16 protein-coding genes are annotated in these 19178 nt (G+C 62.4%); 4 read left to right on the forward strand and 12 right to left on the reverse strand.

Going from position 1 to position 19178, the window contains the following annotated elements:
* The first annotated feature begins 47 nt into the window (after positions 1 to 47).
* The 3 genes from GRI34_RS07535 (at position 48) to GRI34_RS07545 (ending at position 2314) form a co-directional block, all read left to right on the forward strand.
* Positions 48 to 644 carry a lysozyme gene (locus GRI34_RS07535; protein WP_160595404.1) on the forward strand — a complete coding sequence of 199 codons (597 nt, stop codon included), beginning with the start codon at positions 48 to 50 and terminating at the stop codon, positions 642 to 644.
* 85 nt (positions 645 to 729) lie between these two features.
* Positions 730 to 1737 carry a hypothetical protein gene (locus GRI34_RS07540; protein WP_160595405.1) on the forward strand — a complete coding sequence of 336 codons (1008 nt, stop codon included), beginning with the start codon at positions 730 to 732 and terminating at the stop codon, positions 1735 to 1737.
* Between the two features lie 13 nt (positions 1738 to 1750).
* On the forward strand, positions 1751 to 2314 hold the full coding sequence (locus GRI34_RS07545) for a fasciclin domain-containing protein (protein ID WP_160595406.1): 564 nt from the start codon (positions 1751 to 1753) through the stop codon (positions 2312 to 2314).
* Here GRI34_RS07545 and GRI34_RS07550 read toward each other — a convergent pair.
* The 4 genes from GRI34_RS07550 to GRI34_RS07565 all read right to left on the reverse strand — a co-directional run bounded on the left by GRI34_RS07550 (position 2308) and on the right by GRI34_RS07565 (position 10886).
* Entirely contained in the window at positions 2308 to 6510 is a 4203-nt protein-coding gene (locus GRI34_RS07550) for a translocation/assembly module TamB domain-containing protein (protein ID WP_160595407.1), read from the reverse strand. The two genes, GRI34_RS07545 and GRI34_RS07550, sit on opposite strands and share 7 nt — an antisense overlap.
* Positions 6510 to 8675: an autotransporter assembly complex protein TamA gene (locus GRI34_RS07555; RefSeq protein ID WP_199800133.1), complete on the reverse strand. Its 2166-nt coding sequence runs from the start codon at positions 8673 to 8675 to the stop codon at positions 6510 to 6512. Before GRI34_RS07555 ends, GRI34_RS07550 begins: the two co-directional genes overlap by 1 nt.
* Positions 8641 to 9483, reverse strand: coding sequence for an arginyltransferase (locus tag GRI34_RS07560; protein WP_160595408.1), 843 nt, complete (start codon positions 9481 to 9483; stop codon positions 8641 to 8643). The genes GRI34_RS07555 and GRI34_RS07560 overlap by 35 nt, the downstream gene beginning before the upstream one ends.
* Before the next feature lie 149 nt (positions 9484 to 9632).
* Entirely contained in the window at positions 9633 to 10886 is a 1254-nt protein-coding gene (locus GRI34_RS07565) for a threonine ammonia-lyase (protein ID WP_160595409.1), read from the reverse strand.
* Positions 10887 to 10995: 109 nt separating this feature from the next.
* Between GRI34_RS07565 and GRI34_RS07570 the strand changes: the two genes are divergently transcribed.
* Positions 10996 to 12645 carry an amidohydrolase gene (locus tag GRI34_RS07570; RefSeq protein WP_160595410.1) on the forward strand — a complete coding sequence of 550 codons (1650 nt, stop codon included), beginning with the start codon at positions 10996 to 10998 and terminating at the stop codon, positions 12643 to 12645.
* Here GRI34_RS07570 and tatC read toward each other — a convergent pair.
* The 8 genes from tatC to argS form a co-directional block, all read right to left on the reverse strand.
* On the reverse strand, positions 12630 to 13436 hold the full coding sequence (tatC, locus tag GRI34_RS07575) for a twin-arginine translocase subunit TatC (RefSeq protein WP_160595411.1): 807 nt from the start codon (positions 13434 to 13436) through the stop codon (positions 12630 to 12632). The two genes, GRI34_RS07570 and tatC, sit on opposite strands and share 16 nt — an antisense overlap.
* Position 13437: 1 nt before the next feature.
* Positions 13438 to 13896: a Sec-independent protein translocase protein TatB gene (gene tatB, locus GRI34_RS07580; RefSeq protein WP_160595412.1), complete on the reverse strand. Its 459-nt coding sequence runs from the start codon at positions 13894 to 13896 to the stop codon at positions 13438 to 13440.
* A 24-nt stretch (positions 13897 to 13920) separates the two neighbouring features.
* Positions 13921 to 14151, reverse strand: a complete 231-nt coding sequence (tatA, locus tag GRI34_RS07585) for a twin-arginine translocase TatA/TatE family subunit (RefSeq protein ID WP_100259471.1) — start codon at positions 14149 to 14151, stop codon at positions 13921 to 13923.
* Between the two features lie 59 nt (positions 14152 to 14210).
* Positions 14211 to 14801 carry an SMC-Scp complex subunit ScpB gene (gene scpB, locus GRI34_RS07590; RefSeq protein WP_160595413.1) on the reverse strand — a complete coding sequence of 197 codons (591 nt, stop codon included), beginning with the start codon at positions 14799 to 14801 and terminating at the stop codon, positions 14211 to 14213.
* Positions 14798 to 15598, reverse strand: coding sequence for a segregation and condensation protein A (locus GRI34_RS07595; protein WP_160595414.1), 801 nt, complete (start codon positions 15596 to 15598; stop codon positions 14798 to 14800). The genes scpB and GRI34_RS07595 overlap by 4 nt, the downstream gene beginning before the upstream one ends.
* On the reverse strand, positions 15595 to 16614 hold the full coding sequence (nagZ, locus tag GRI34_RS07600; protein WP_160595415.1) for a beta-N-acetylhexosaminidase: 1020 nt from the start codon (positions 16612 to 16614) through the stop codon (positions 15595 to 15597). The genes GRI34_RS07595 and nagZ overlap by 4 nt, the downstream gene beginning before the upstream one ends.
* An 81-nt stretch (positions 16615 to 16695) precedes the next feature.
* A complete protein-coding gene (locus GRI34_RS07605) occupies positions 16696 to 17403 on the reverse strand; it encodes an SPOR domain-containing protein (protein WP_160595416.1) in 708 nt (235 codons plus the stop codon).
* A gap of 2 nt (positions 17404 to 17405) precedes the next feature.
* A complete protein-coding gene (gene argS / locus GRI34_RS07610; RefSeq protein ID WP_160595417.1) occupies positions 17406 to 19145 on the reverse strand; it encodes an arginine--tRNA ligase in 1740 nt (579 codons plus the stop codon).
* Positions 19146 to 19178: the final 33 nt, after the last annotated feature.

Raw genomic sequence — 19178 nt, forward strand, 5'->3', positions numbered from 1 at the left:
AACGTGCCTAATCCATCTGCCTCCACAATCTGTGAGGTAAGAGCGAGATGAACCGCAAATATATTTTCGATCACGTCCGCCGCATGCTCGGACGGGGCTTCCGGCAGGCAGAAGTCGATGCGCTCGATCGGGTGCTCGACGATGCAAGCGGATATTCTTCACAGGGCCGTGTTCCATCCGTTCCACTCTGTCGGATTGGCGAGGCAGGTATCCAACTCATCAAGCGTTTCGAAGGATGCGCCCGTTTGCGCCGCGATGGCCTTGTAGAAGCTTATCCCGATCCGGGGACCGGTGGTCCGCCCTGGACGATCGGTTGGGGCTCGACCGGTGCGGAAATCGGTCCGCAGACGGTCTGGTCTCAGGAACAGTGCGATGCCCGGCTTGAAGCGGATCTGAAGCTCTATGCATCCGAAGTCGCTGCGGCGATTGGCGATGCTCCGACGACACAGGGCCAATTCGATGCGCTTGTCAGCTTTCACTACAATACGGGGGCAATCCACCGCGCAACACTTGCCCGCCTGCACCGACAAGGACGGTACGAAGAGGCGGCGCTGGAGTTTGGCAGGTGGAAACACGCCGGTGGGCGAGTGATGAAAGGTCTGGTCCGCCGCCGCGCCGAGGAAGCAAGGCTCTATCGGACTTAAGCTTACCGGCTTGAAACCTTGCTGAAAAATGAACCGGAACCGGATGGGCGGACGCTCCGTTAGTGAGGGCAAAGGAGATTAACAAATGCGTATTTTGCTGGCAGGAGCAGCCGCTTTCGCGCTCGCCGCAAGCGGAGCCTACGCCCAAGGTAACGGTAAGGGTAACGGGAACGATCGCGGAGGCGGTAAGCCCGCGGCTGCCCAGAACAAGGGCGGCGGCAATGCAAAGGCTGATCGTGGACCACAGCGGCAGCAGGCCCTTGGGAATGGAAACGGAAATGCGAAGGCCGACCGTGGCCCCGATCGCCGTCCGGTCCAGACCGCCAATTCCAACCGCGGCAACGGAAATGGAAACGGCAACCGCAATGCCGTTCGCGGCAATGACCAAGGCAATGATTACAAGCGGAACGGCAACTCCGTGCGATACAGTGATCGCGGCAACGACAACCGCGATGTCCGCATCGCATACGATGGCCGCGGCTTCTGGCTCGAGCGCGAGCAACGCAACCGCGGCCTGGTCGATGGGTGTCCCCCCGGCCTCGCGAAGAAGCGTAACGGCTGCAACCCGCCAGGACAGGTCAAGGATGACTACCGCCGCAGCCTGTTCGGCAACGAATATCGCCCGAGCCTTTTCGGCCTGAGCAATTACGGTCGCGGCGATTATTATTACCGGGACGGTTATCTCGTGCGGTACGGCGACAGCGGCATTTCCGGCTGGCTGCCGCTGCTCGGCGGCGCGCTGGGGATCGGGAATGTCTGGCCCAGCGGTTACGCCAGCTACGATGTGCCCGACTATTACGTCGACTACTACGGCCTCGGCAGTCGCGATCACTATCGCTATGCCGATAATGTGATCTACCGTGTCGATCCGGAAGACGCGGCAATTATGTCGGTTGCCGCTTTGATTACCGGAGACGAATTCAGCGTGGGCCAGCCCATCCCTCGCGGTTACGACGTCTACAACGTGCCCGCGCCCTATCGCGATCGCTATTACGACACGCCTGACGCGATGTACCGCTATTCCGATGGCTATGTGTATCGGGTCGATCCCGAAACCCGGCTTGTCGCTGCCGCCATCGATTTGCTCACCTGAGGGACCTGAACCAATGACGAAGATACGAAACCGCTTCGCCCTTTCGCTCGCCCTCAGTGGACTGGTCTTGCTGCCGGCCTGTGGCGAAACCAGCGGCGAAACCGCTACTGACGGCGCGACCCATTCGAACGGTAGCCAGACCATGGCTGCAACCCTGGGTGCGGCCTCCGATTTGTCGACGATCAACCAAGCCTTTGTCAGCTCCGACCTGATGGGCGTTTTCGACGGAGTTGGAAGCTACACATTGCTCGCTCCCCGAGACGAGGCCTTCGAAGCCTTGGGCGACGCTGGGGAACAGTTGATGACTGAAGAGCAGCGTCCATTGCTCGTCGGATTGCTACGCGATCATATGCTGCCTGGCTACCTGCGTCCGGAGGACATTCTCTCTGCGATCGAGAGCCAAGGAGGCGAAGTTACCGTCACCACGATGGGTGGCAGTGATGTCGTGTTCAGCAGCGAGGGCGACACTCTCACCGTGACGCGTGATGACGGGACAAGCGCCACCTTCATCGGAAATGCGGAAGCAGCCACCAACGGGGTGATTATCCCGATCGACGGCGTCCTCGCTCCTCAGTAGTCGCGGCTAACCTCGGCGACCACGCTGTCGCGCCCGATGGTCGAGACGCTTGCCAGAAGAGAAAGCCAACTGGTGACGCGGAATTCCAGCTGCGTCGCGCTATAGCCCCGTCCGTCGGTGATGATCTCGACGTAGAAACGTCGTCCGATGTTCTTGCCGAGAGCGACACCGGTTCCTCGGCCCAGCGCGGCGTCAGCGCCCACGATGCGCAACCGGTCGAGGCCGATTGCCGAGCGCAGCTGGTTGATCGGGTCCATCCCGCCCCCGCCGCGCAGGCTGGCAACAGCCGCGCCGAGCTGCAGTGCGTCGGTGGCGGAAAGGGACGTGATGGATCCGCCGAACAGCAGGCGTGCGAGGATTTCCTCCTCAGGAAGTGCCGGATCGGAATTGAAGGCAACTTCCGGCTGTGTCGCGCTGCCCGTGATCGTGACAATGACGTTGACGCCGTTCGCTTCCGTCTCGGCGCGTATGTCGAGGCGCGGATCGACCGGCACGTTTTCATCGAAGTCGATTTCGCCGCGGGTTAGTTCAAACCGGGTCCCGGCGAACGTATAGTCTCCGCGCACGACTTCCGCACTTCCGCCTATCCGGGGATCGTCAGTCGTGCCGCGCAAGATGATGTCCGCGCCCCACTCGCTATCGAGGCCCATCCCGTCAACGTCGATCCTGCTGTCGGCCTCGGCATCGATTAGATAGCGCCATGGCCTCGATGCTGCCACCCGGCGTCGCCGGTCTGCAGGCAGGTTCACTTCGCGCGTGCTGATGCGCGGCAGACGCAGATCATCGCTTGCAGTGCCCAGTTTCCAGCTCGCCCGGTTCACCCGCACCCGCCCCGCGATGATCCCGCCCAGGCCATTGGAAACAATGCGAAGTGGACCGGTAATCGTTGCGGACAGCCCGTTTGCGTCAAGCAATTGGGCATTATCGGCGGCCGCCCGCAAATCGAGTGACGGACCCCGGATTTCGACAAACCTGCCCTCGACACGTTCGCCCAAGCCTTCAAGATCGACCGTTCCACTGCCTGAAACGCGTCCGCCATTGGCCGTCGTCCCGGCGAAGCTCCTCAACCGCAATAGCGACCCGGCGAACGCCCCGCGCATTTCTACATCGCGGATGTCCGTCCCGGAAAGCGAGCTGCGCACGCGCAGGCTGTCGCTGTTCACTGTTCCCCTCACACGTGGCTCTGCAAGGGAGCCTGTCGCGTTAGCCGCGATCGACACGGGCCCGGTGAGATCGAATGCGTCGATTGCGGCCAGTCTCCACAGGCTTTCGGCAGCACCTTGGAAACGCATCTGGCCATCGAGCCGCCCCGCTCGCAGCCGCTGGGTGATGTCGCCTTGCGCCGGGAGGTTCGTAATCAGCGCCTGAATACGGCCGCGCTGGATGTCCTCATTTTCCAAGGTCGCTCTCGCCTGAAAGCGGTCGGTCCCAAGCCGCGCGACGAGTGCCAAATCCATCGGCTTTGATGAAAGCACAAGTCCCGAGCGCGTCAAATTGTCGACCTTCACTCGCGCCAGTCCGGTCGGTAAGGCACCCTTTGGACTACTGTATTCGACAGTCCCAGAGATAGTGCCTCCCAGTCCAAGGTCCGACATTGCGACATCGGCCAGCGAGAGCGGCATTCGGGCAAGCTTGAGGTCAACCGCAAGATTGCCGCCGCCAAACTGGCCCGAAGCGATCGCACCCCCTTCGCCGTAAGAAAGCTGGGTCGGAGCCAAGATCCAGCCACCGTCTTCCTGTGCCGTCAGAACGGCGCGGCGAGGCATATCGATCGAGCGACCCGCGAATTCGCCCTGCGCCGCGACCGCAATCCGTTCAGGCCGGAAACGTGCATTGAGGTCGAGTGCAAAGCGTACTCCTCGCTGCCCGGTGATACGTGCATCGACGCTGCCAACCCCGTTTTCCACCTCACCCTGCGCCGCCAGCCTCGCGATAAAGATGTTTCCGTATTGCAGGCCCTGCGCATTTGCCGATCCGCTGAAATTGGTGGTTCCTGCGCCAATCAATCCTTCGCCATCGACATTGGCGCGCGCGATCGTGATGGGCGTATCACCGCCGAAACTGGCATTGCGCGCTGTGACATCGAGATCGACGAACTGCTGGTCGCCGCGCGGCGCGAGTCCGATAGTGCCGGACAGCCCGCCGCCCGAGAGATTCAAGACGCCGTCCGCACCGCCTTCGGCCAGGGTAAGGCTGCCATCGACCGAAGTGTCGGACAGGGTCAGTCGCTCGACGTCGATACGGGTCGGACCATCGGCGGGCGCAAACAATGCGAGCGTGCCGTCGAACGGACCGAGGACCGAACCGCCCCGAGTGTCGATAGCGAACCCTTCTGTGGTCGGCGCGATGGCGACACGAACGTCCTCCAGCCCTGTGAGCGGACGCGCGAACACGAGCTCGGCAGTCGGTCCGTCATCGGCGATGCTAGCCTCGACCGTGAAGTCGCCATATTCTGTATGCGTGCCTGTGCCGGCCAGCTGCGTGGTCCCTTGGGCTATGGACCCGTCGAGCTCCATCCGCAGCTTCTCTGCGTTGACCCGCATCGTCCGGAATTCGAGCGCAGACCCGCTGCCCGTTGCTATGCCGCCACGCACACGGATCGCGCTTCCGGCGAGATTGGCCAAGGTGTCGTTGGTCACCGGCGCGACACGCGCATCCAGCTCCGCACCGAGACGCCATCCCGAAGGCAGGAGGTCGAAATCGATCATGGCGGTGCCGCCGGCCCTTCCGACATTGTCCAGCGGGAGCCCGTTGGCTCGTACAGGGCCGCGAAGCTGGTATCGACCGGCGGCAAGATCGCCTCTTAGAGCGAGGTTGGCGGCAAGACCCTGGAATGCGACCCGCAAGTCGTCCCCAGTCAAACGGTCACCTGCCAACTGGATGCGGCCCCTGAGGTCGCCGTTCACCAAGCGCGGATCGACAAGCGCATTTCCAGTCGAAACGCGGTCGACGCTGGCCGATAATGGTAACGTCCAGGTGCTGCCGTCGAAGCGGGCCGTGCCTTGCTGCGTGAGCCCGGTCAGCCGCGTTCCTCCTGAAACTAGCGCCCCCACACGCAAGTCATGGGCTATGTCCAGGTCGCTGAATGCACCGTTTAACGTGGCAGTGGCCGTCGTATTCTCGAGCCTCAGGCTCTCCCCGAAGAGCGCTGGGTCGCGCAATCGAGCGGATACATCGTAGTCGCCCAGCCTATTCTCGGCGAGGTCGATGAGGCCTTCGCCATCGAGGTAGATTCCCCGACCCGATACGATCGTGCGCCCGTCGAACGCACGATTATCGATAGTCACGCGAGAGCTCAGCGCAACATCGTCGCCAAGTGCATCGGCAGGGATACCCTCGAGAAAATTCGAGGGGTCGATCTTGCCCAGCAGGCCGAAGGTACCTTCGCGGTTCGACAGCTTGAGAGCAGCCACGCGTTCGCCTTCGCTTTGGGCGTAAAGGTATCCGTTCCATGCAGACCAGGTGCCATCTCCGCTGATCCTGGCCTCGTAAGGAGCAGAAAGGCCAAGCAGGGAGGCGATGGCGCCTTCTGCGGATGCGGAGAGATCGGCCTCGATATCGAAATTGTCGCCGTCAGGTTCCGCGTCGATCAGGACTGCAAGCTTGTCAGACTGTCCCAGGCGGGCATTGCCGTCCACGAAGAGGCGACGGTCCTCAACCTGCACTTGTGCTGTGAGGTCGACGCGTTGCGCCTCGTCACCGGCGATGCCTGGCGCCAGCATGAGATTGTCGATCTCGAGCTCGTCGATCGCAATATCGAAGCCCGGCAGTATCGGGCCCTCCTCTTCGCTCGGGAGGAATTCCGGCAAGCGCGCCAGGGTCGCACGCCGCGCCACGAAGCTGTCGATGTCGAGCCGGTTGTTGAGCCAGCCTCGCGGGTCCCAGTCCACTTCCGCCCTCGGGATCGTCAGGAATACGCCTTGGGGATCGGACAGACGGACGTCGTGAAGGACCGCTTCGCCATAGATATTCCCGTCGATCCGGCCGATGGAAATGTTGAGCCCGTTCGGGAAGGTTTGCCGTGCAATCCGGTCGGCGAGGAAACGTTCGCCGATGGGAGTGTTCAGGATGACCAGCGCCCCAGCGATGAGGAGCACAAGAGCGCCGAGAAGGCCGAGCACCCACTTTCCCGCACGCCCGAACCGCGAGCGGCGCTTCTGCGGGCTGGCCTCGGCCTGGGTTTCCACGTCCGACATCAGAATGCCTGGCCCAAGGAGACATACACCGCGACAGGCGCGTCGTCGGGCTCGGGATTGAGGGGCACGCCGACATCGAGGCGCAGCGGCCCGAAACCGGATTCATAGCGGACGCCGACACCCGCTCCGTATTTGATGAACCTGAAATTGGGAGTGGATTCGATGGATACCGAACCGACATCAAAGAAGGGGACCACGGATAGGGCCCCGTCGAAAAATCCGGTTCCGACCCGGGCTTCTACGGAAGCTTCCACGAGGCTGCGACCGCCGACGGGTTCGCCCAGATCGTTGCGCGGACCGACGGCTTGATAGCCATAACCTCTCACCGATCCGCCGCCACCGGCGTACAGCCGGCGCGAGGGCGCAATAGCGAACAGCGGAGCACCGGGAATGCTGGCAAAGCGCACCCGTCCGGCCAGGACCGTATCGCTTCCAACCGACTGGTAATAAGAAGCGTCTGCCTGGTTACGAAGGTAGTAGTACTGCTGTCCAGCAGTCCGCGAGGTTTCGGGTGCCAGATATCCTGTCAGGCGGAAACCTTGGGTCGGATTGAGGAGGGAATCCGTCGTATCGATAGTGGCACGCCCAAAGACTGCCGCGATGAAATAGGTCTGCCTGGGGCGGGGAATACCCGAAATGACGCGGTTGCGCTCATCTGTAGCAAGAATTTCCGCGCCCAGCGCCCAAGCCAGCGGTTTCTGGAACAGCAGCGTCGATGAACGCTCGTAGGTCCCCGTTATCGCAACTGTTCGAGCCTCGTAGGCGACATTGTCGACGTTCGACGCGTAGGCATCCAGCGTTAGGACCTTGTCCCTGCCGCCGAAATTGTCCTTGCGGAAGGTGATCCCTGCCAGCTGCTCCTGCGTGCCCGCGATACCTCGAACCCTGAGAGAACCTTCCGGAGGGAAGATGTTCCGGTGTTCCCAGCTAGCCTGGACGCGGAAGCCTTCTTCGGAGCCGTAACCGATTGCCCCAGCGATGGTCCGCAGCTTGGCGCGGGTCATCTCGACATCCATCGCCACCACGCCGGGCTCGTCACCTACGGGCGCCTGCACTTCGCGCGGCGTGACCGAAACTGCCGACACCAGGCCGGTAGCGGTCACTGCGCGCCGCAGGTCGAGAGATAGGCTGCGCTGGTAGGTTTCACCCGGTTCGAAGCGCGCAATCGAGGCGATGTGCCGCCCCGAAAGGAAGCCGGGATCGCTGCTGACTACCTCACCGAACACGTATTTTCCGCCTGGCTCGACCGGGAGGGTAAGGTCGCCTTCCTTGCGATCGTGATCGATCAGCAGCTCGGGCTCGTCGATCTCGGCGAAAGCGTAGCCATTCTCGCCCAGCGCGCGATCGAGGTTGAACTGCTCTTGCAGTATCTTGTCGCTCTGAAGGAAGTCGCCGGGCTGGATATCGAAAGTGTCGCGCAGCAAGGCGTAGTCGCGCGCTGCATCAAGATTGCCGAGATCGATCGTGCCATAACGGAAGCGCGCGCCGGGAATCACGTCGAAGCGGACTGACGGGCGTTCGAGAGCTACTTCGTCACCCGGGGCGACAGTCCCGATCGAGCGAATGATCTCGCCGTCGTAATAGCCATAGACGCGCAGGAGATTGCCGAGCAGTTCCTCGTCTTCACGCGCGCGCGCCGCGAGCTGCGCGACGTTGGCATCGGAATCGTCCAGTTCCTCAATCGTAGAGAGCGCCTCGTACCGCGCGACGAAATCTCCGCGTTCGGAGAACGGTGGTTCGGCCTGAGGGAAGCCGAGGACCAGATTATCGGCGAGCTTTTCGACTTCTGCATCTTCGAAGGCAATGACGGGGGCGCCGGTATCGAGATCGGCAAACTCGATCTCTTCTTCAGGCTCGAGCGGTTCGAACCCGTCGATTTCCAGCTCGTCGGGCCAGGCAATTTCGATGCCTATCGGATCCCCTATCGGGGTGCTCGGGTCGGGTACTTCATCTGAAGTGTCCTCGGCGGACACGTCCACCCCCTGTTGCGCCCAGGCCTCCGGGTCCTCCAACGCACTGTCGGGAATAAGGTCTTCGAGTCGCTCGGGCGCCTGCCTATCCTGCGCGAACACAGGATAGCTGATCAAAGCCAGCGCAGCGGTGCAGGTTCTGAGGATCAGGCTGAGGCCCTTAGTCTGCGAGCTTGTATTCGCGCTGGCTTCCATCCTTGGCAGGAAGCGGTTCCGAATCGCGCTGCTCGCGCGGCTTTGTTGCTGCGGCGATGAGGCGCTTCTGCTCGAACTCGGGCATGCGCTCCCATCCGCCACGGGTAAGCCTTTCGAGCGGCCGGTAACGGACCTTGTATTGCATCCGGTCAGACCCTTCGACCCAATAGCCGAGATAGACATAGGGGAGCCCATGCGCGCCCGCACGGCGGATGTGATCCAGGATGATGAAGTTCCCAAGTCCCGCGCGATCCTCGATCTCAGGATCATAGAAGCTGTAGATCATCGACAGCCCGTCACCCTGAATGTCCGTGAGGCAGGCACCGACCAGACGACCTGGCTCCGACCCTACTCCCGGCTCCCTATATTCAACCACATAGCTCGATACGGGCGTATGTTCCACCATATCTGCAAAGTCGGATTCGTCCATCTCTGCCATGCCCCCTCCCGGGTGGCGATGAGCGAGATATTTGCGCAGCAATTCGTATTGTTCGTCGGTCGCCCACGGACGGCATTCGCTGACCACGAGATCGTCGTTTGCCTTCATGGTGCGCTTTTGGCTGGAAGACGGCTTGAACTCGCTTGCAACAACACGAACGGACACGCAGGCCTGGCAATCGAGGCACGAAGGCCGATAGGCCACGGTCTGGCTCCGCCGGAATCCGATGCGCCCGAGCGCTTCGTTAAGCTCGTCAGCGCTTTCGCCGCGCAATTCGGTAAAGACCTTGCGTTCGCTCTTGCCCGGCAAATAGGGGCACGGCGCAGGGCTCGTCACGAAAAAGCGGGGGAAGCGGATCGGGGCCGTCACGAGTGAAAGGCATCCTTCGAATTGCGTGCGTTTATTTATGTTTAACGCATTCTTTATGCAGGATCGAAGGGCCGGTTAAAAGTGTCTTAACCATGAAAAAGGAAACGCCGGCGGAAAAGCCTTGGGATTCCGCCGCTTGCGAGGCGATTCTATTCCAGCTCAGCCATTTCGACCGAATAACCTTTGGCCTCCAGCGTCTTGATCAGGCCGTCGATCTGGCTCTGATCGCGTGCCTCGCACTCGATTTCGGTCACGAGTCCCTTTGCCGGCAGGGTCGTGAAAATCCGCTGGTGGTAGATCTCGATGATGTTGACGTTGTGGTCGTTGAATTCGCGCATCACCTTGTAGAGCGCGCCCGGCCGGTCCTGCAGTGTGACACGCAAGCGCGCCAGGCGGCCGCTACGTGCAAGATCGCGGATCAGAACGTTCGCAAGCAGTCGCGTGTCGATGTTGCCGCCACACAGGACCAGGCCAACTTTCTTGCCCGCGAACTTCTCCGGGTTCGACAGCACCGCTGCCAAACCTGCTGCGCCTGCACCTTCCACAACCGTCTTTTCGATTTGGAGCAGAAGCGACACGGATCGCTCCAGCTTGGGTTCGCCGACCAGCAGAACCTCGTCCACCAGTTCGGCAATTATCTGCCGGGTAAAGTCTCCCGGCTTCTTCACGGCAATACCTTCCGCAAGGGTATCGCCGCCGCATGGCAGCTCTTCGCCGGTCACGGCTGAATACATCGAAGGGTAAAGTTGCGCCTGCACACCGATCATCTCGATCTCCGGGCGCAGCGCCTTTGCGACGGTCGCCATGCCGCTCATCAGGCCGCCACCGCCGATCGGCACGACGAGACAATCGAAATCGTCCTTCGCCGCCAGCATTTCCAACGCGACAGTGCCCTGCCCGGCCGCCACCTTGGGATCGTCGAAGGGGTGGACGAAAGTGAGGCCGCGCTCCTTCTCCAGCTCGAGCGCATGGCCATAGGCCTCGTCGAAAGTTTCGCCGAATAGGACGACATTCCCTCCGACGCTCTCGGTCTGCATGACCTTCACGCTCGGCGTGGTCGACGGCATCACGATAGTTACCGGCACCCCGAGCCGCCTGCCATGGTAGGAGAGGCCTTGCGAGTGATTGCCCGCCGAGGCGGCGATGACGCCGCGGCTGCGCTGCTCTTCAGTAAGGTGCAACAGGGCGTTCAACGCACCGCGTTCCTTGTAGGCCGCGGTGAACTGGTGGTTTTCGAACTTGAGCCAGATATCCGCGCCGGTAATTTCCGACAGGGTGATGGAATGCATCAGCTCGGTCCGTACGACCGCGCCTTCGATGCGCTTTGCAGCTGCGCGCACATCGTCGAGTGTCAGGAGATCGGTGGCCTTGTCTCCGGCGGGCATGGGATTTGCCTGGGTCATACGGCAGGCCTACGTGCCGCCAAGGCACGGTGCAATCGGCGAAAGGGTTTGCCCCTGCCAAGCTTTGCCTTATCGACGATGGCTGAAATTTACGGATTGGGATTGCCTGATGAAGACGAAGTACCTTGCCGCATTGCTTGCAACGACCATTGCCGTCCCCGCTAACGCCGACGTCCTGGTCGACAACGTCTCGGGCATCACGATGGATGAAGAAGGCAAGGTCAAGCGCTTCGAGGCGCTGGTGATCGACGACGATGGCCGGATTGCGCAGCTGATCGAACGCGGGGAAGACCGGCCGCGCACGGAGTATCGCGAAGATGGAGAAGGCCGCGTCATGCTGCCCGGCATGATCGATGCCCATGCCCATGTCATGGGCGTCGGCTTCGGTGCGCTGACGCTGGATCTGTCGGACACCAATTCGCTCGACGAGGCGCTGGAAAAAATCCGCACCTTTGCCGCCGAGAACGAGGCGCGGCCGTGGATCCTCGGGCGCGGCTGGAACCAGGAAAAATGGGGTCTCGGCCGCTTTCCGACCGCCGCCGAGCTCGATAGCGCAGTTGCGGACCGCCCGGTTTATCTCGAACGGGTCGATGGCCATGCCGGTTGGGCCAATACGCTCGCGATGCAGGCGGCCGGCATCACCGCCGCCAGTAAAGCGCCGAGTGGCGGCAAGATCGAACTCCTCGCCGACAAGAAGACGCCCTCTGGCGTTTTCATCGATCTCGCCATGGACCTCGTGAACAAGGCGGTCCCCGCACCGCGCGCGGTGGAACGCGACCTTGCTCTGGCAGAGGCGCAAAAGGTCTTCCATCGCTACGGCATCACATCGGTTGCCGACATGGGAACGACGATCGAGGACTGGCAATCCTTCCGCCGTGCGGGCGATGCAGGTTCGCTCAACCTGCGCATCATGTCCTATGCCTTCGGTCCGGAACAGATGGTGCTGATCGGCGGACCGGGGCCATCGCAGTGGCTCTACGACGACAAGCTTCGCCTAAACGGCGTGAAGCTCTATCTCGATGGCGCGCTGGGTAGCCGCGGGGCGTGGCTGAAGCGCCCCTATGCCGACGATCCGGGCAATTACGGCCTTCCGCTCCAGACCCCTGCCCAGCTGCGCAACAACCTTGTCCGCGCTGCGCAAGGTGGGTTCCAGCCCGCCGTCCATGCCATCGGCACAGCCGCCAATGCCGAACTCCTCAACGCGATCGACGAGATTGCGGAGAGCTTCGACGGCGACCGGCGCTGGCGCGTCGAGCACGCACAAATCGTCGATCCGGCCGACCTGCCCAAGCTCGCCGACAACGGCATCATCGCCTCGATGCAGCCGCTACACCAGACTTCCGACCGCCTGATGGCGGAAGCGCGGCTCGGCATGGACCGGTTGGACGGCGCCTACGCCTGGAACACCATACTCGATCTGGGCGGGACGCTCGCCTTCGGGTCTGACGCGCCGGTTGAACCGGCCGACGCTTTTGCCGGTTATGCCGTCGCCATCACCCGCATGGATGCGAATGGGGAGCCCTTCGGCGGCTGGTTGCCGAGCGAACGCGTTAACCGCGAACAGGCGCTGGCAGGCTTTACCTCGAAGGCGGCTTACGCGGGCTTTGCAGAGGGGCGCTTCGGACGCCTTTTGCCGGGTGAGCGCGCCGACTTCATCCTGGTAGATAACGACCCGCTGCTGGCAACTCCGGAAGAAATCCGCGCGACCAAGGTTTTCGAAACCTGGGTCAATGGCCGCAAGGTCTACGAGGCCGATTGATCGGCGGGAGCCTCGGCTTCTTCCGGCTTATCCTTGGCTGCGCGGCTATCGAACAGGCGCATGAGCAAGAGCGATCCTTCGTAAAGAAGGATAAGCGGCACTGCGAGCAATAGCTGCGAACCCGGGTCCGGCGGCGTGATGATCGCCGCCAGCGCCACGACCAGCACGATGACGTACCGCCGCGCGCCCACCAGCTGTTCGCGCGTGACGATCCCTGCGCGGTGGAGGAGGAGAAGCAGGACGGGCAGCAGGAAGCTCATCCCGAAGGCGAGGATGAACTGCATGACGAGGCCGAGATACTCGTTCGCAGCGGGCAGCGCGTTGATGGCAAGCCCTCCCGCTTCGCCTTCGAAGCCGAGAAACCACTCGAAGGCGGTCGGCATGACCACGTAATAGGCAAGGGCCGCGCCGCTCAGGAACAGGAACGGGGTTGCCAGCAGGAATGGCAGAAATGCCTTCTTCTCGCGCGCGTAAAGGCCGGGGGCGACGAAGGCCCACAGCTGGTTCGCGATGTAGGGAAAGGCAATGCAGAACCCTGCGAAAAGGGCGACCTTCAGTTCCACGAAGAACACTTCGTAAAGCTTGGTGAAAATCAATTGCCCCTGCCCTTCCGGAAAAGCCGATTTGAGCGGCTGGATCAGGAAGCCGAGGATCTGGTCGGCAAAAAACAGGCAAACGCCGAATGCCACCACCAATGCCGCGACACAGCGCACGAGGCGCGATCGCAGTTCGACGAGGTGATCAAGCAACGGTGCCTGGCTTTCGTCGATATCCTTCATCTCGAACGCCATCTCAGTCGGCGTCCTTTACCGGCGGAGGCGGAGGCGGATCGCCCAGGGGAAGGCCAGGCTCGGCATCGTCGGGGCCACCGTGCTCGGGCGCCTTCTTCGGCGCGGCACGCTTGATCGCGGCTTCTGCTGCGGCATCGGCGTCCGGAACTTCCTGCGCCGAGGCGAGCGGCTGCATCTCGGCGCCGGGATGGATTTCAGGACCGCCGCCTGCCGCTTCGGAGCCGGTCGGGTATTTCGCCATGATTTCGGCGTTACGATCGGCCCATTTCTTTTCCATGTCCTCGATCTCGGCCTGGCGAACCATTTCGTCGATCCCCGAGCGGAAATGTGCGGACATGCGGCGCAGCTTGCCGATCCAGCGCCCTGCCGTGCGCATCGCGCGCGGCATTTCCTTCGGGCCAATGACGATGATCGCCACCACGACGATCAACAGCAGTTCGGCGGCGCCGATATCGAACATGCGCGCTTGCGCCTTCTAGTCAGATTACTTCGTGTCGGAGGGCGTGTTGACCTGGTCCTTGGTCAGCCCTTCGTCGGCGGGCTTCGCCTCGTGCTCGATCCGCTTGGAAGGAGCGGCATCCTCTTCGTTCATGCCCTGCTTGAAGCTTTTGATGCCTTTGCCGAAATCGCCCATCATCTCCGAAATCCGACCGCGTCCGAAAAGGACGAGGATGACGATGGCGATGATGATAAGCTGCCAGGGGCCGAGCGACATGAGAGTACCTTTTCGATAGTGTTGTTGCAGATATAGTCGCTCTGCGGGCGATACGCCAGTCAGGCGACGTCTTCCGCCTCTTCCTGCTCATCGCCGCTGTCGGTCAGCGCTTCGAAAGCGTCGTCGACCGGATCGAGCAGGCCTGTCGCCTTCAATTCCGCTATACCGGGGAGGTTGCGGCGGCTGGTGAGGCCGAAATGGTCGAGGAATTCAGGCGTTGTAGCATAGATCGTCGGCCTTCCGGGCACCTCGCGCCGGCCAGCGATCTTCACCCAGCCAGCCTCCATCAGCACGTCCAGCGTGCCACCGGATGTCTGTACACCGCGGATTGATTCGATCTCGGCGCGGCTGACGGGTTCGTGATAGGCGATGATCGCCAGAACCTCGGTCGCGGCGCGGCTGAGCCTGCGGACCTGTTCCTTCTCCTTGCGCAGCAAGTGCGCGAGATCGGGTGCAGTTTCGAAATGCCAATGCTTGCCCCGCTCCACCAGGTGGACGCCGCGTTCGCTGTACGCCTCGCCAAGCGATTTAAGAGCGTCACGCACATCCGCATTGGCTGCATCGCCTAGGAAACTGGCGAGAACCTCCACCGTCATGGGTTCTTCTGCGGCGAACAGGGCCGCCTCGATCGCACGTTCGAGATCGGTCATGTTACCCGCCTCAGGCGCAAGGGACCGAACGTGTCCTCCTGCGCGATTTCCGCCTTGCCGAGACGCGCAAGTTCGAGCGCGGCGACGAAGCTCGATGCCAGCGCCGAGCGTCGCAACCGTGGTTCGGCATGCGGGGGGAGGAAGTCGCGGATTTCCATCCACTCCAGCGTGACGCCGAGCATATTCGATACCCGCTCCAGCGCTGAATCGAGCGTCATGACGGGCCGCTCGCGCACCATGTGGATGGCAGGCGCTGTGCGGGCCTTTACCCGTCCATAAGCCTCGATCAGGGCGAACTGGTCGCACTTCCACTTGGTCTTGCGGACGATGTCGAGCCCCTCGGGCGCGCCACGCAGGAATACATCTCGACCTATCCGGTCGCCGCCCATTAGGCGAGCGGCTGCGTCTCGCATTGCGCCAAGGCGTTGCAACCGCAGTTGCAGTCGCAGTGCCAGCTCTTCCGGGCTCGGGTCTTCCTGCTCTTCCTTGGGAAGCAGCATCGCCGATTTCAGATATGCCAGCCACGCAGCCATCACGAGATAATCGGCCGCAAGCTCCAGCTTCAGCGCTTCTGCCGTCTCGATATAGTCGAGATATTGCTCGACCAGCGCGAGGATCGATATTTCCCGCAGGTCGACCTTCTGGCGGCGTGCTAGATCGAGCAGGAGGTCGAGCGGGCCTTCCCATCCATCTAGCTCGAGATAGAGCGCACCCTCATCGACCGGCGCTTCCGCTGCAATTCCGTCCCATTCCTCCTGTTCGGGAATGGCATCGGTGAACAGCAGCCCGTCGCTCATGCAGTCGCCTCTGCAATCGCCAGCAAGGCGTCCCGCTTGGCGAGCAATTCTTCGGTGTCCGCACTGTCGCACGGCTCGCCCATCATTGCGTGCACCCGGTCCAACCGCGCTGCCGTTGCCCCGGACATGCTACCCAGACGTTCGGCGATGGCGAGTTGGTCGTCCATTTTCGCCCAGCAATTCAGCGCAATATCGCAGCCCGCTGCCAAGGCTTTCTCGCAACGCTCGGGAATGCTCCCGTCGAGCGCCTGCATGTCGATATCGTCGGTCAGCAGGAGCCCGTCGAAACCGATGCGGCCCCGGATGACGTTTTCGATCACCGTCGGGGAAAGCGTCGCGGGACGCTCCTCGTCCCACGCGGTAAACACGATATGCGCGCTCATCCCGAGAGGGTGCGCGGAAAGGGTGCGAAACGGTTCGATGTCCGTTTCCAGTTCCGCGTCGCTCGCCTCTACGCGGGGAAGCGTCTTGTGGCTGTCGACGGTTGCGCGGCCGTGACCCGGCATGTGCTTGAGACAGCCAACCACACCTGCATGGCTCATCCCGTCGAGCACGGCCCGACCGAGCGCCGCGACCTGCATCGGCTCGCTGCCCAGCGAACGGTCACCGATCACGTTATCCGTTTCGGGCCGACGCACGTCGAAAGGCGCGTGATAATCGACACTTACGCCGACCAGTGCCAGTTCGCGGGCCATCGCCTCGGCATTCACCCGTGCCGCTTCGATCGCGCTGGCAGGAGCGATTTCGAACAAGCGCGCAAACGCCTCTCCCGCAGGGTACTTCGGCCATTCCGGCGGTTTCATCCGTACGACGCGGCCGCCTTCCTGGTCGATCGAGACGATCAGCCGGTCACGGCCGTGGATACTGCGCAAATCATCCGTAAGTGCCCGCATTTGCTCGCGATTTTCGCAGTTGCGAGCAAACAGGATGTAGCCTGCCGGATCGGCGTCCTTGAAGAAGGCGCGTTCGTCGGCCGTCAGTTCGAGGCCGGAAATGCCGAAGATAGCGGGCAACATAGGCGTAAAAATGCGCTTCTTCCCGCCTAGTGGCAAGCGGCTAAGGGGCAGGAGGTGTGGAAATAGCGCCGCGCGGGCGGCTTATTTCACGAAACAGGGCAATCCGTCGGTTTTCAGCGCGTTGCACAGACGATTGGCCGACGCGCGGTCACCGGCGACCGCCTGGAGCCTGTAGACCGTGCCGATATCGACCTTCGCCTCTACAACCCGGTGGCGCACGCCGTTCAACGCTTCGGTCTGGCGCATCAGCCTTGCCCAGGCATCCTGCGCATCCGCACGCGTCGGGAACGCGCCCACTTGCACCGCAACGCCGGATAGGGCCGGCTCCGGAGACGTAGAGGAAGTATCCGCTGGCGTAGCACCATCATCGTTTAGCGTAGTCGCGATAGAGGGCCCGGCAGCAGATGGAGCCGGATCGTCGGCCAAGCGACCTTCGCGCGTCTGGCCTTCGCCGACAGCGAAACTGGTATCGCCAGTTCCGGCATAGGTCTTGCCGCCGGGATTCTCCGGGCGCGACTTGTAGGGTTCGTCCGGCGCCGCGATCAGGCTGCCATCCGCCGGCGGTTCGTCGGCATGGCTGCCAAGGAAGTACCAGGCAAGGCCGAGGAACGAGCCGACCAGCAGGATCGCGAGCACGCCCAGCAGCACGATGCGCGAGGTGGCAAAGCCGGTATCGCCATCGTCGTCGTCATCCGCTTCGAGCCAGGGCAACCGCTCGTCGTCTTCGAGCAGTTCGAGGTTCTCGCCCTCTTCCCAGTCTTCGTCCCGGTCGTATTCGCCGCCCGCCATGCTCACATCTCCTCGACCGCTTCGACCCCCAGGATACCGAGGCCGTTGCGGATCACCTGTCCGACCTGCGACGCCACGAACAGGCGTGCGCCGGTCAGTTCGGGATCGTCTTCCTGGATGATCCGCTTTGCCGGATCGTCGTTACCCGCATTCCAGTAGCTGTGGAAGGAGGCGGCAAGATCGCCGAGGAAGAAGGCGATACGATGCGGTTCGCGGGCGCGGGCTGCGGCCTCGACGATACGCGGGAATTGCGCAGCTTCGCGTACCAGCGCGAATTCGCCCTCGCCCAGGCGGTCGAGATGGGCATCGCTCGGCTCGACACCCGCCTTGCGCAAGGTCGAACGGATACGCGCATGGGCGTACTGCAAGTAGAAAACAGGATTATCCTTGGAGGCTTCCACCACCTTGGCAAAGTCGAATTCCATCTGCGCTTCGGGCTTGCGGGTCAGCATGGTGAAACGCACCACGTCCTTGCCGACTTCTTCGACCATGTCGGCGATGGTGATGAAATTGCCCGAGCGCTTGGACATCTTCACCGGCTCGCCGTCGCGCATCAGATTGACCATCTGCACCAGCTTGACGTCGAAGGGCACATCGCGGTCGGCACCCTGCGTCAGCGCGGCGACGGCCGCCTTGATCCGCTTTACCGTACCGGCGTGGTCCGCACCCCAGATGTCGATCAGGGCATCGGCCTTCTCGGCCTTCTGGAAGTGGTATGCGAGGTCGGCCCCGAAATAGGTCCACGAGCCGTCCGACTTCTTGATCGGGCGATCCTGGTCGTCCCCGAACTGGGTCGAGCGGAACAGCGGCAGTTCCACCGGCTCCCAGTCTTCGGGCGGCGCCTTGCCCTTGGGCGCTTCGAGCACGCCGTCATAGACATAGCCGTGTTCGCGCAGCCACTTCTCTGCCTCTTCCGGCTTACCCGCTACCTGCAATTCGGCTTCGGAGGCGAAGATATCGTGGTTGATACCGAGCAGCGCGAGGTCGGCGCGGATCATGTCCATCATCGCGGCGACCGCCTGCTTCTTGAAGATCTGCAACCACTCGGCTTCGGGGGCGGAGGCGTATTTATCGCCGAATTCCGCCGCCAGGGTTTTGCCGACCGGCTTCAGATAGTCGCCGGGATAGAGGCCTTCGGGAATCTCGCCGATGTCTTCGCCCAGCGCTTCGCGATAACGCAGGTGCGCCGAACGCGCGAGCGTATCGACCTGGCCGCCGGCATCGTTGACGTAGTATTCGCGCGTGACGCCGTGGCCGGAAAATTCCAGCAATCCGGCCAGCGCATCGCCCACCACCGCACCGCGGCAATGGCCCATGTGCATGGGTCCGGTCGGATTGGCCGAGACATACTCCACATTGACCGTGCGCGCGCCGCCCATGACCGAGCGTCCGTAATCCGGACCAAGGGCCGCAATCGCTTCGAGCTCGCGCAGCCACGCGGTGTCGGCAAGGCGCATATTGATGAAGCCCGGTCCGGCAATGCTCGCCTCGGTAATGTCGGGCTCGCGGCCGAGATGCTCGATAATGAGTTCTGCCAGCGCGCGCGGATTGGTCTTGGCCTGCTTGGCCAGCACCATGGCGGCATTGGTCGACAGATCGCCGTGCGAGGGATCGCGCGGCGGTTCGACCGTTACGTTTGCCCGGTTTGCGTCTGCGGGAAGGTGCCCTTCCATCTCGAGCGCATTGAGAACGGCGTCGATTTTCGCCGCGAACGAGGCGTGGAGTGTCTGCATGTCAGCCATGTCCGCGCGCCTAGACGAATCGGGCGAAATGGC

Source organism: Qipengyuania aquimaris (assembly GCF_009827445.1).
In the GTDB taxonomy this organism is placed as follows: domain Bacteria; phylum Pseudomonadota; class Alphaproteobacteria; order Sphingomonadales; family Sphingomonadaceae; genus Qipengyuania; species Qipengyuania aquimaris.

Coding starts and splice junctions, on each gene's coding strand:
- GRI34_RS07535 (WP_160595404.1), top strand. CDS start 48: ATGAACCGCAAATATATTTTCGATCACGTCCGCCGCATGCTCGGACGG.
- GRI34_RS07540 (WP_160595405.1), top strand. CDS start 730: ATGCGTATTTTGCTGGCAGGAGCAGCCGCTTTCGCGCTCGCCGCAAGC.
- GRI34_RS07545 (WP_160595406.1), top strand. CDS start 1,751: ATGACGAAGATACGAAACCGCTTCGCCCTTTCGCTCGCCCTCAGTGGA.
- GRI34_RS07550 (WP_160595407.1), bottom strand. CDS start 6,510: ATGTCGGACGTGGAAACCCAGGCCGAGGCCAGCCCGCAGAAGCGCCGC.
- GRI34_RS07555 (WP_199800133.1), bottom strand. CDS start 8,675: ATGGAAGCCAGCGCGAATACAAGCTCGCAGACTAAGGGCCTCAGCCTG.
- GRI34_RS07565 (WP_160595409.1), bottom strand. CDS start 10,886: ATGACCCAGGCAAATCCCATGCCCGCCGGAGACAAGGCCACCGATCTC.
- GRI34_RS07570 (WP_160595410.1), top strand. CDS start 10,996: ATGAAGACGAAGTACCTTGCCGCATTGCTTGCAACGACCATTGCCGTC.
- tatC (WP_160595411.1), bottom strand. CDS start 13,436: ATGGCGTTCGAGATGAAGGATATCGACGAAAGCCAGGCACCGTTGCTT.
- tatB (WP_160595412.1), bottom strand. CDS start 13,896: ATGTTCGATATCGGCGCCGCCGAACTGCTGTTGATCGTCGTGGTGGCG.
- tatA (WP_100259471.1), bottom strand. CDS start 14,151: ATGTCGCTCGGCCCCTGGCAGCTTATCATCATCGCCATCGTCATCCTC.
- scpB (WP_160595413.1), bottom strand. CDS start 14,801: ATGACCGATCTCGAACGTGCGATCGAGGCGGCCCTGTTCGCCGCAGAA.
- GRI34_RS07595 (WP_160595414.1), bottom strand. CDS start 15,598: ATGAGCGACGGGCTGCTGTTCACCGATGCCATTCCCGAACAGGAGGAA.
- nagZ (WP_160595415.1), bottom strand. CDS start 16,614: ATGTTGCCCGCTATCTTCGGCATTTCCGGCCTCGAACTGACGGCCGAC.
- GRI34_RS07605 (WP_160595416.1), bottom strand. CDS start 17,403: ATGGCGGGCGGCGAATACGACCGGGACGAAGACTGGGAAGAGGGCGAG.
- argS (WP_160595417.1), bottom strand. CDS start 19,145: ATGGCTGACATGCAGACACTCCACGCCTCGTTCGCGGCGAAAATCGAC.